Genomic DNA, 11063 nt, shown 5'->3' with positions numbered 1-11063 from the left:
TACCCCCAACTTTCAGGGGGCCATCAATGCACTACAACAGGTCCTCGTCAATCGCGCCTTCCTTGGCCAGCAGCTTGCGCTTGATCTCCAGCCCATAGGCATAGCCGCCCATCCCGCCGCCTGTTGCGATCACGCGGTGGCATGGGATCAGCACGGCAACATTGTTGGCGCCGTTGGCAGAGCCCGCTGCCCGCACGGCCTTGGGGCGGCCGACCGCAGCGGCGAGCTGCGCATAGGTACGCGTTTCGCCGGCCGGGATCCGTTGCAGTTCCTTCCACACGGCCTCCTGAAAGGCGGTGCCCTTCACATCGAGCGGAATGTGCGCAAAATCGCCGGGAGCTTCGACCGCCGCGACCACCTGTTCAAGGAGCGCGGCAAATTCTGCCCCGCCCGCTGCCAGCTCGGCCTTGGGGAAGCGGGCTTCCAATGCCTCGCGTCCTTCATTGAAAGACAGGCGGCACACGCCCTTGTCGGTCGCGGCAACCAGCATCGCGCCAAGCGAGGTCGGCACGACAGCCCAATGGATGGTTACGCCTTTACCCCCGTTGGCCCAGGCTGAAGGCGCCATGCCCAATCTCCCCTGATTGCTTTCGTAAAACCGGCTCGGCCCGGAATAGCCGGCGGCATAGATCGCTTCGGTCACCTTGCCCTCGCCCGTCAAGGCCTGGGCGGCCCGTTCCTGCATCAGGGCGCGGGCATAGGCTGCTGGCGAAAGGCCGGTGTGACGGGTGAAGACCCGCTGGAAATGGCTTGGCGAATAGCCGGTTTCGCCGGCCAGCGCGGCCAGGACCAAGGGCTGCTCCGCCGCCTTGATTGCCGCGATGGCCGCCAGCACCGCCCGCTCGTCGCGCGAGACGTCATCGGGCATGCAGCGCTTGCAGGGCCGCAGCCCCGCTGCCCGTGCCGCAGCGCCATCAGCAAAGAAACGCACATTCATCCGCGCCGGATGCCGCGCCGCACAGGACGGACGGCAATAGATCCCGGTGGTCAGCACCCCGGTGACAAAACGCCCGTCAAAGGCCCGGTCGCGGGCGAGCACTGCGGTCCAGGCATCTTCGGCGTCAATCATCGTGGCAGTCATGGCATGGCTCCTTGGTGAAGCAAGCCCTGCCGCAAATAGACTCGCGTTGCGTCCCGGTCCTTGCGCTCAAACTCAAATATCAGCCCCCACAGGCGCGGAACAGCATCAGCGTGCGCTGCTTGGCCAGGTCTGCGCTTTCCGGATGCCAGTCCTTGCGCCGATCAGAATTGAAGCCGTGTCCCGCTTCATAGACAAAAATCTGTGCGGTCGGGTGCTGCTTTTCGATGAGCTTTTCCACCGGGGCGAAGTCCACCAGCGGATCATAGCGCCCGAAATGGCAGATCGTGGCACATTGCGGCGCCTCATCGGCAAAGCGCGTGGCGACATAGCCACCATAATAAGAAGAGGCGGCCGTCAGGTTGGGACTGATCTGCGCCATCCGCCAGGCCACCGACCCGCCGAAGCAATAGCCGACGATGAAGACCGGCCCGCCCCGGTCCGCCAGCCAATCGATACAGACCTGCGTGTCCTTCAGGCCTTGATCCCAGTCATGCTCGGTACGGGCGATCTGCACCGCCCGGTCCCAGTCCGTGCCCGTATAGCCCAGTGCGCAGCCCGGTTCCTGCCGATCAAACAGGCCCGGGCTGAGCACGTCATAACCGTCCCTGGCATATTCATCGCACAGTTCGCGGATATGATCGGTCACTCCGAAGATTTCCTGCACCAGAACCAGACCGCCCCGGCGCTCGCCCTCTGGCGCGGCGTGATAGACCGGCATCTGATACCCATCAGACATAGTCAGAGTGATCGTTTCGCCCATCTATTCGCTTCCCTGCATGGTTCCTGCCCGGCAAAGTCCTAGCCCCACCTTGCATCGCAATACAATCGTCGCTATGCGCGCCCCCGTCCGAGGGGCAGATCTGCGGGCCATGTCCGCGTCCGCCCCATCAATGCACCCGATGCAAGGAACTTGAGCGCGTGGAGAATTCCGGCGGCATTACGGCCAGCTTGCAGGGGCGATACGCCTCTGCGCTTTATGAGCTGGCCAGCGAATCCAAGGCTGTTTCCGCTGTCGAGGGTGACCTCGACAAGCTGGGCGTGGCAATTCTCGGCAATGTCGATCTGGCCGCGCTGATTCGCAATCCCCAGATCGGTCGCGAAGCAGCTGCGGCAGCCATGGCCGAAGTCGGCAAGGTGCTGAAGCTGCACAAGCTGACCCAGAACTTCATCGGCGTGCTGGCGGCCAACCGCCGCCTCGCCGCGCTGCCCGATGTGGTTCGCGCCTTCAGCACCATCGCCACCGCCGCCCGCGGTGAAGTGACGGCTGAAGTGACCAGCGCCCACCCGCTCAGCGATGCCCAGCTCAAGGCGCTTGCCGCCAAGCTGAAGGCGCGTGAAGGCAAGGACGTTAAGATCAAGGCGAATGTCGACCCCGAAGTGCTCGGGGGCTTGGTGGTCCGGATCGGCTCCACCCAGATCGACAGTTCGATCCGTACCCGTTTGAACACCCTCGCGAATGCGATGAAAGGCTGAACATGGATATCCGCGCCGCTGAAATCTCGAAGGTCATCAAGGACCAGATCGCCAGCTTCGGTACGAAGGCCCAGGTCTCGGAAGTCGGCACCGTGCTGTCCGTCGGCGACGGCATCGCCCGCATTCACGGCCTCGACAAGGTCCAGGCCGGTGAAATGGTCGAGTTCGCCAACGGTGTGAAGGGCATGGCCCTGAACCTCGAAGCCGACAACGTCGGCGTCGTGATCTTCGGCTCGGACGCCGAGATCAAGGAAGGCGACACCGTCAAGCGCACCGAAACCATCGTCGACGTCCCCGTCGGCAAGGGCCTGCTGGGCCGCGTGGTTGACGCCCTGGGCAACCCGATCGACGGCAAGGGCCCGATCGAAGGCGCCACCCGCCAGCGCGTCGAAGTCAAGGCTCCGGGCATCATCCCGCGCCAGTCGGTGAACGAACCGGTGCAGACCGGCCTCAAGGCAATTGACGCCCTGGTCCCCGTTGGCCGCGGCCAGCGCGAGCTGATCATCGGTGACCGCCAGACCGGCAAGACCGCCGTCGCGATCGACACCTTCATCAACCAGAAGGGCGTGAACGCCGGTAACGACGAGAGCAAGAAGCTCTACTGCATCTACGTCGCCGTCGGCCAGAAGCGCTCGACCGTGGCGCAGATCGTTCGCCAGCTCGAAGAAAACGGCGCGATGGAATATTCGATCGTCGTCGCCGCAACCGCTTCGGAACCGGCTCCGCTGCAGTACCTGGCGCCCTACACCGGTGCGACCATGGGCGAATTCTTCCGCGACAACGGCATGCATGCCGTGATCGTGTATGATGACCTTTCGAAGCAGGCCGTCGCCTATCGTCAGATGTCGCTGCTGCTGCGCCGCCCGCCGGGCCGCGAAGCCTATCCGGGCGACGTGTTCTATCTCCACAGCCGCCTGCTTGAGCGCGCGGCCAAGATGAACGACAGCCTTGGTGGCGGTTCGCTGACCGCACTGCCGATCATCGAAACCCAGGCCGGCGACGTGTCGGCCTATATTCCGACCAACGTGATCTCGATCACCGACGGCCAGATCTTCCTCGAAACCGGCCTGTTCTACCAGGGCGTCCGTCCGGCGATTAACGTCGGTCTGTCGGTCAGCCGCGTGGGCGGTGCCGCCCAGACCAAGGCGATGAAGAAGGTGGCCGGCTCGATCAAGCTGGAACTGGCGCAGTACCGCGAAATGGCGGCCTTCGCCCAGTTCGGTTCGGACCTCGACGCCTCGACCCAGAAGCTGCTGAACCGCGGTGCGCGCCTGACCGAACTGCTTAAGCAGGGCCAGTTCAGCCCGCTGCCGTTCGAAGAGCAGACCGTGTCGATCTTCGCCGGCACCAACGGCTACCTCGATGCCGTCGCGACCAGCGATGTTGTCCGCTACGAAGCCGAAATGCTTAGCTTCATGCGCGACAAGCACGCCGCCGTGCTCAAGCTGATCCGTGACAGCCGCGACTTTGGCGATGATGCCAAGAAGCAGACGGTTGCCGCGCTCGACGCTTTCGCGAAGCAGTTCGCCTGATCCGATTGAAAGGGTAAGGCTTCATGGCCTCGCTTAAGGAACTCAAAGGTCGGATCAACTCGGTCAAGTCGACCCAGAAGATCACCAAGGCCAAGCAGATGGTCGCTGCGGCCAAGCTGCGCAAGGCTCAGGCCAATGCCGAGGCTGCGCGCCCCTATGCGTCGCGCCTGGCTGATGTGATGGGTTCGCTTGCCGGCAAGATCACGGTCAGCGAGAACAGCCCCAAGCTCCTCGCCGGGACGGGCAAGGATCAGGTTCATCTCCTGGTCGTTGCCAACTCGGACAAGGGCCTGTGCGGCGCGTTCAACTCGAACATCGTCAAGGCCGCGCTGGTCAAGGCCCGCGCGCTCGAAGCCGAAGGCAAGACGGTGCTGTTCTACCTCGTGGGCCGCAAGGGCCGCGCGGTGGTCCGTCGCCTCTATCCCAAGGCCGTACTGGCCATGTTCGACACCACCGATGTGCGCGAGCCTGGCTTTGCCGAAGCTGAAAAGATCGCAGCCGAACTCGTCGCGCTTTACGACGAGGGCAAGTTCGACGTGGCCCACCTGTTCTATTCGCGCTTCCAGAGCGCGCTGGCACAGGTCCCGACCGAACAGCAGATCATCCCCGTCCCTGCCCCCAAGGCTGCCGCTGGCAACAGCGACGGTGCCGTGGTGGAATACGAGCCTGAGGAAGAGGCAATCCTCGCCGAACTGCTACCGCGCTTCCTGCGCACCCAGCTGTTCGGTGCGCTGCTGGAAAACCAGGCTTCGGAACAGGGCGCGTCGATGACCGCGATGGACAATGCCACGCGCAACGCCGGCGACCTGATCAACAAGCTGACCATCCAGTACAACCGCAGCCGCCAGGCCGCGATCACCACCGAACTGATCGAAATCATCGCGGGCGCCGAAGCGCTCTAACGACTTTCAAGGCAAGGAAACGACCATGGCCACCGCAGCCAAGACCACCACTCGCAAGAAGGCCGCTCCCGCGGCTGCCAACGCCGCTGGCGGCAAGATCAGCCAGGTCATCGGCGCCGTCGTCGACGTGACCTTCGACGGCGAACTGCCGGCGATCCTCTCGGCCCTCGAAACCGATAATAACGGTTCGCGCCTGGTGCTCGAAGTCGCCCAGCACCTGGGTGAAAACACCGTCCGCACGATCGCGATGGACTCGACCGACGGTCTGACCCGCGGTCAGTCGGTCACCGCCACCGGTGCGCAGATCTCGGTCCCGGTTGGTCCGCAGACCCTTGGCCGCATTCTGAACGTTGTCGGCGATCCGATCGACGAGCGCGGCCCGGTCAACACCGACCTGCGCGCACCGATCCACGCCAAGGCCCCGGAATTCATCGAGCAGTCGACCGAAGCCGCGATCCTCGTCACCGGCATCAAGGTCATCGACCTGCTCGCCCCTTACGCCAAGGGCGGCAAGATCGGCCTGTTCGGCGGCGCCGGCGTGGGCAAGACCGTGCTGATCCAGGAACTGATCAACAACATCGCCAAGGGCCACGGCGGCGTGTCGGTCTTCGCGGGCGTCGGTGAACGCACCCGCGAAGGTAACGACCTGTACCACGAATTCCTCGACGCCGGCGTTATCGCCAAGGACGCCGATGGCAACGCCACGCCCGACGGTTCGAAGGTGGCGCTGGTCTTCGGCCAGATGAACGAGCCCCCGGGTGCCCGCGCCCGCGTTGCGCTTTCGGGCCTGACCATGGCCGAATACTTCCGCGACCAGGAAGGTCAGGACGTGCTGTTCTTCGTCGACAACATCTTCCGCTTCACCCAGGCGGGTTCGGAAGTGTCGGCGCTGCTCGGCCGTATTCCTTCGGCCGTGGGCTACCAGCCGACCCTGGCAACCGACATGGGCGCGCTGCAGGAACGCATCACCTCCACCACCAAGGGTTCGATCACCTCGGTGCAGGCGATCTACGTTCCCGCGGACGACCTTACCGACCCTGCCCCGGCCGCCTCGTTTGCGCACCTTGACGCCACGACCACCCTGTCGCGCGCGATTTCGGAACTGGGCATCTACCCGGCCGTTGACCCGCTCGACTCGACCAGCCGCGTGCTGACCCCGGCCGTTGTCGGTCAGGAGCACTACGACGTTGCCCGCCGCGTTCAGGAAACGCTGCAAAAGTACAAGTCGCTGCAGGACATCATCGCGATCCTGGGCATGGACGAGCTTTCGGAAGAAGATAAGCTCACCGTTGCCCGCGCCCGCAAGATCCAGCGCTTCCTGTCGCAGCCGTTCCACGTTGCCGAAGTCTTCACCAACATCCCGGGCAAGTTCGTCCAGGTTGAAGACACCGTGCGTTCGTTCAAGGCCGTGGTCGAAGGCGAATACGATCACCTGCCCGAAGCCGCCTTCTACATGGTCGGCGGGATCGACGAAGCGGTCGAAAAGGCCAAGAAGCTGGCTCAGGACGCCTAAGCATCATGGCTCTGCACTTCGAACTCGTCACGCCGGCACGGCTCGTTCGCTCCGAAGACGTCTACATGGTGGTCGTCCCCGGTGCGGAAGGCGAGTTCGGCGTGCTTGAAGGACACGCGCCCTTCATGTCGACCGTCCGCGACGGCGCAATCAAGGTCTACCGGACCGAAGGCGCTACCCCGGAGGAAATCCAGGTCCAGGGTGGCTTCGCCGAAGTCGCCGCAACCGGCCTGACCGTCCTTGCGGAACACGTCGAAGGCTAAGGCTTTCGCCAATCCCGGACAAGCAAAGGGCGGCCTTCGGGTCGCCCTTTTTGTTTCAGATGCTCGCCTTGCCGGCAATCACCGTCACGCACTGCCCGCCGATGTGGATGTCGGCGCCGTCAAAGCGGACGTCGATCCAGCCGTCACGACCAACCTGCCGTCCCTGGCTGGCACGGTAGGTGTCACCGCTGCTCACCTGCCCGGCCATCAACCGGAAGGCCGCCGCCGCGCCATTCCCGCTGCCACACACGGGATCTTCGGGAATACCGTCGCCCGGCGCAAAACTGCGCACGACAACGCGGCCCCCTTCGGCGGCATAGAGCGTCGCGCCGGTCCAGCCCTTGGGCACATAATAGGCCGCCAGCCGGGCTTCATCATGGGCCAGGTTTTCCAGCGCGGCGATCCCATCAACCTCGGCCACCAACCAGACCGGGCCGACGTCCACCGCCTGCGCCGCCCCCTTTACCGGGGCATTGATCCAGCCGGTTGCTTCGGGATCGTTCAGTTCCGTCAGCGCATAGCGCGGGAGACGAAAGGACAGACGGTCCGCGCCAACCGTCAATTCAACCAGGCCCACCGCACATTCCTGTACCAGCCGCCCTTCCCGCGGTTTGGCAATCCCCGCCTCGATCACCGCATGGGCCGTGCCCAGCGTGGGATGCCCGGCAAAAGGCAGTTCGGCCTTGGGCGTGAAGATCCGCACGCGATAGTCTGCGCCGTCCTGCGTCGGCGGCTGGACAAAGGTCGTCTCCGACAGGTTGGTCCAGGCAGCCATTGCCTGCATCTGCTCGGTCGATAGCCCTTCCCCATCGAGTACCACGGCCACGGGGTTGCCCATCAGTGGCACGGCGGTGAACACATCGACTTGGGCAAAACGGCGGGAAAAAGTCATTTGGATTAATCCTGCGGGGGAACGACGGGCCGGTAATTCCAGCGCATGGCCTGGCTGCCGTCGATCTTAGAAATTTCGGCCATCAGCAGCTTGCCTTGCCGCCAATAGCGGATCCGCTGCGGATAATCATGCGCCGGGTTGGCAAATTCAATCGCCTCCTCGCTGACCAGTACCATCGGAAACTCGCTGGCATCCTTGCCGCGCGGCTGGGCAACGAACGCAATCGTGCCATCGGGGCGCTGACGGATCTGGGCCAGTTCCCAGCTATCAAGCCGCGGCCCAAACCCGGTCCGGGCGATGCCAAGCATCAGACCACCGCGCGCATCGGTCCAAACCTCGTCAGACCAGGTGGCGCCGTCTTCGGTCATCCAGGTCCCGGCCATCCATTCCGGCAGGCTGCGCGCCGCGCTTTGCGCGCTCAGCGGGGCTGACAATGTCAGCAGAACGGTAAGGAGCAGCTGCTTCATGATCGGAATCCAGGTTGGGATCAGGCTCTATTCTAGCTGCCACGCGCGACAAGCCAAGCGAGGTATGCTGCGGCTCGTTCGGCCTATGCGTTTTCGGCCGGCTCCTTCACCATACCCGAGCGCCAGAGGTATAACCCGGCACCAACAATCACCACCGCGCCGATCATGGTCCAAACGTCAGGATGGTCGCCGAACCAGGCCCAGCCGATAACGCTGGCGACCAGCAATTGGACGTAGGACATGGGCGCAACCCGCGCCGCGCCTGACTTGGTCGTGCCAATATAGACCAGCCAGTGCGCACAGCTGGCGGTAACCGCAACAACGGCACAGCGGGCTATCACCGTCCAATCCGGGACAAACAGCGCAAACCGCTGGATCCCGGTCAGCGCGAACAGCGGGGCGGCAAGCAGCAGGATTGGCGCGGCATAGGCCGCCACCACGAACTGCATCACCAACCCTGAAGCCTGGCCTGCAACAAAACGATTGCCGATGATCACCATGGCAAAGAACATCGCCGAAACGACGGGTAGCAAGGCCCACCAGCCGGCCGCGGCCAGATTGGGCCGCAGCACGATCAGCACGCCAACAAACGCAACGGCGGAGGCGATCCAAGTCTCCCTGCGCGCGGGCTCCCCCAGCAGGACGGCGGCAAACAGGCCGGTGAACATCGGGCTGGTAAAGGTAAGTGACGTTGCTGTTGCCAGTGGGAGAACGAACAACGAAGTAAAGAAAATCGTTGAAGAAATCGCCAGCGCAAACCCTCTCCCGGCTTGCGGCCAACGCCACAACTCGCGCAGCGCGCTGCGCCCCTCACGGTAAAGCACAATCAAGCCCAGTCCCATGGCTGCAAGGCTGAAGCGCAGAGCCGCAATAGCCACCGGCGACCATTGCCCGGCCATCGATTTGATGAGCCCATCCCCGGTTGAAAGCACCGCAAATCCGGCAAGAGCATAAAGGAGGCCGGAGCGGCTTTCAGACGTCAAAATTCGAACCTTCATATCGCGGAACGGGGCACCCTTAGACGGGCCAACAGATTTGCCAAGCCGCCGTTCCGGCTGGTCCGCAACATTAGGAAATAATCAAAGTTTCCTGTCTATTCACCATCCAGCTTAGCCCTGAGGTAGCCATGAACAATCATGGATGAACTGCGGCACAGTTGGGAATTGTCAGTATGAGCGCATTTGGCCGACGCAACGGAGTAGGTGGCATGGCACCGGGGGCACGCCCCCAGTTCGGTGTCGCACGTCCGATGAAAGGCGGTATCGAGGCGCCGAAGGCCCCGCTTCCCGGCGGTGACCAATTCCCGCCACTGCCCGGTGAAACGCCCGAGGCGGGCGGTTTTGAGAGCGGCCCGGCCCTGAAGGCCGACGCGATGACCAGGTTGCAAGACCGCGTCAACGGCATCGTCGACAACCAATACCACGCCGAAGGCTTCGAAGCCTCTGTTCACAAGATCAAGGAACAGGTGCTGCCGCGCCTGCTTGAACGTGTTGACCCCGAGGCCGCTGCCACGCTGAGCAAGGACGAGCTTTCCGAAGAGTTTCGCCCGATCATCATGGAAGTGCTGGCCGAGCTGAAGGTTACCCTCAACCGGCGCGAGCAGTTCGCGCTCGAGAAGGTCCTGATCGACGAACTGCTTGGCTTCGGTCCGCTCGAAGAATTGCTCAACGACCCGGACGTTTCGGACATCATGGTCAACGGGCCGGACCAGACCTACATCGAAAAGAAGGGCAAACTTCAGCTGGCGCCGATCCGCTTCCGCGATGAAAGCCACCTGTTCCAGATCGCCCAGCGGATCGTAAACCAGGTTGGCCGCCGCGTTGACCAGACCACGCCGCTGGCCGACGCCCGCCTCAAGGATGGCAGCCGCGTCAACGTCATCGTTCCGCCGCTCTCGCTGCGCGGCACGGCAATCTCGATCCGCAAGTTCTCCGAAAAGCCGATCACGATCGACATGCTGCGCGATTTCGGCTCGATGTCGGACAAGATGGCCACGGCGCTGAAGATCGCCGGCGCCTGCCGCATGAACATCGTCATTTCGGGCGGTACCGGTTCGGGCAAGACAACCATGCTCAATGCCCTGTCGAAAATGATCGACCCGGGCGAGCGCGTGCTGACAATCGAAGATGCCGCCGAACTTCGCCTGCAGCAGCCGCACTGGCTGCCGCTGGAAACCCGTCCGCCGAACCTGGAAGGCCAGGGCGCGATCACCATTGGCGACCTGGTCAAGAACGCCCTGCGTATGCGACCGGACCGGATCATCCTTGGCGAAATCCGCGGCGCAGAGTGCTTTGACCTGCTCGCCGCAATGAACACTGGCCACGATGGATCGATGTGTACGCTCCACGCCAACAGCCCGCGCGAATGCCTGGGCCGTATGGAAAACATGATCCTGATGGGCGACATCAAGATCCCGAAGGAAGCCATCAGCCGCCAGATCGCGGAATCGGTCGATATCATCGTCCAGGTCAAGCGCCTGCGCGATGGTTCGCGCCGCACCACCAACATCACCGAGGTGATCGGGATGGAAGGCGATGTGATCGTCACCCAGGAACTGTTCAAGTTCGAGTATCTGGACGAGACCGACGACGGCAAGATCATTGGCGAATTCCGCCCGTCGGGCCTGCGTCCCTACACGCTGGAAAAGGCCCGCCAGTTCGGCTTTGACCAGGCCTATCTGGAAGCCTGCCTCTAGAGCGCGTCACGCAGGATAAAGACTGCGGAGATCAGGACGACAAACAGCGCCAGCACGAAAACGGTGCCCCACGGCATGAAGCCCACGGCATCGGGATTGCTGCGCCGCATGCGCCGCCGCTCGCCCAGCCAGGCGATGATCGCGACCAGCACGGCGCCGCCGCACAGTTCGGCCCAGGGCAGCCATTCCGCGTCAAGCCAATCCCAATTCATCGCGCTGCGCTGCTCGGTTCGTCGCTGGCCGTC

Annotated in this window: 12 protein-coding genes; 6 read left to right on the top strand and 6 right to left on the bottom strand. The window is 63.4% G+C overall.

All coding sequences use genetic code 11. The features are described 5' to 3' along the window. Positions 1-31: 31 nt before the first annotated feature. A complete protein-coding gene (locus tag RQP55_RS01015) occupies positions 32-1081 on the bottom strand; it encodes a methylated-DNA--[protein]-cysteine S-methyltransferase (RefSeq protein ID WP_315608315.1) in 1050 nt (349 codons plus the stop codon). A 79-nt stretch (positions 1082-1160) separates the two neighbouring features. Beyond that, complete coding sequence (locus tag RQP55_RS01010; protein WP_315608314.1) at positions 1161-1841, bottom strand: dienelactone hydrolase family protein; 681 nt, start codon at positions 1839-1841, stop codon at positions 1161-1163. A gap of 158 nt (positions 1842-1999) precedes the next feature. Here RQP55_RS01010 and RQP55_RS01005 point away from each other — a divergent pair, with 158 nt between their 5' ends. The 5 genes from RQP55_RS01005 to RQP55_RS00985 are packed head-to-tail and all read left to right on the top strand — an operon-like array spanning position 2000 to position 6764. Beyond that, positions 2000-2554 (top strand): F0F1 ATP synthase subunit delta, encoded by a 555-nt coding sequence (locus RQP55_RS01005; protein ID WP_315608313.1) that lies wholly within the window; start codon positions 2000-2002, stop codon positions 2552-2554. Positions 2555-2556: 2 nt separating this feature from the next. Next, entirely contained in the window at positions 2557-4086 is a 1530-nt protein-coding gene (gene atpA / locus RQP55_RS01000; protein WP_315608312.1) for a F0F1 ATP synthase subunit alpha, read from the top strand. A 23-nt stretch (positions 4087-4109) separates the two neighbouring features. Beyond that, positions 4110-4988, top strand: coding sequence for a F0F1 ATP synthase subunit gamma (locus RQP55_RS00995; protein ID WP_315608311.1), 879 nt, complete (start codon positions 4110-4112; stop codon positions 4986-4988). Between the two features lie 25 nt (positions 4989-5013). Beyond that, positions 5014-6501: a F0F1 ATP synthase subunit beta gene (atpD, locus tag RQP55_RS00990; RefSeq protein ID WP_315608310.1), complete on the top strand. Its 1488-nt coding sequence runs from the start codon at positions 5014-5016 to the stop codon at positions 6499-6501. 5 nt (positions 6502-6506) lie between these two features. Next, a complete protein-coding gene (locus RQP55_RS00985) occupies positions 6507-6764 on the top strand; it encodes an ATP synthase F1 subunit epsilon (protein WP_315608309.1) in 258 nt (85 codons plus the stop codon). A 55-nt stretch (positions 6765-6819) separates the two neighbouring features. Here the strand turns inward: RQP55_RS00985 and RQP55_RS00980 are convergent, their stop codons facing one another. The 3 genes from RQP55_RS00980 to RQP55_RS00970 all read right to left on the bottom strand — a co-directional run bounded on the left by RQP55_RS00980 (position 6820) and on the right by RQP55_RS00970 (position 9121). Further along, positions 6820-7656 (bottom strand): PhzF family phenazine biosynthesis protein, encoded by an 837-nt coding sequence (locus RQP55_RS00980; protein ID WP_315608308.1) that lies wholly within the window; start codon positions 7654-7656, stop codon positions 6820-6822. Between the two features lie 5 nt (positions 7657-7661). After that, positions 7662-8123 (bottom strand): DUF6265 family protein, encoded by a 462-nt coding sequence (locus tag RQP55_RS00975; RefSeq protein WP_315608307.1) that lies wholly within the window; start codon positions 8121-8123, stop codon positions 7662-7664. An 83-nt stretch (positions 8124-8206) separates the two neighbouring features. Then, positions 8207-9121, bottom strand: a complete 915-nt coding sequence (locus RQP55_RS00970; RefSeq protein WP_315608306.1) for a DMT family transporter — start codon at positions 9119-9121, stop codon at positions 8207-8209. Between the two features lie 173 nt (positions 9122-9294). Between RQP55_RS00970 and RQP55_RS00965 the strand changes: the two genes are divergently transcribed. Next, entirely contained in the window at positions 9295-10818 is a 1524-nt protein-coding gene (locus tag RQP55_RS00965; protein ID WP_315608305.1) for a CpaF family protein, read from the top strand. Here RQP55_RS00965 and RQP55_RS00960 read toward each other — a convergent pair. After that, positions 10815-11030 (bottom strand): hypothetical protein, encoded by a 216-nt coding sequence (locus RQP55_RS00960; RefSeq protein ID WP_315608304.1) that lies wholly within the window; start codon positions 11028-11030, stop codon positions 10815-10817. The two genes, RQP55_RS00965 and RQP55_RS00960, sit on opposite strands and share 4 nt — an antisense overlap. Positions 11031-11063: the final 33 nt, after the last annotated feature.

The sequence above is a fragment of the Novosphingobium sp. APW14 genome (genome assembly GCF_032337075.1).
In the GTDB taxonomy this organism is placed as follows: domain Bacteria; phylum Pseudomonadota; class Alphaproteobacteria; order Sphingomonadales; family Sphingomonadaceae; genus Novosphingobium.
Note: the sequence above shows the minus strand (reverse complement) of the source record. Positions and strands in the feature narration are given on the sequence as shown.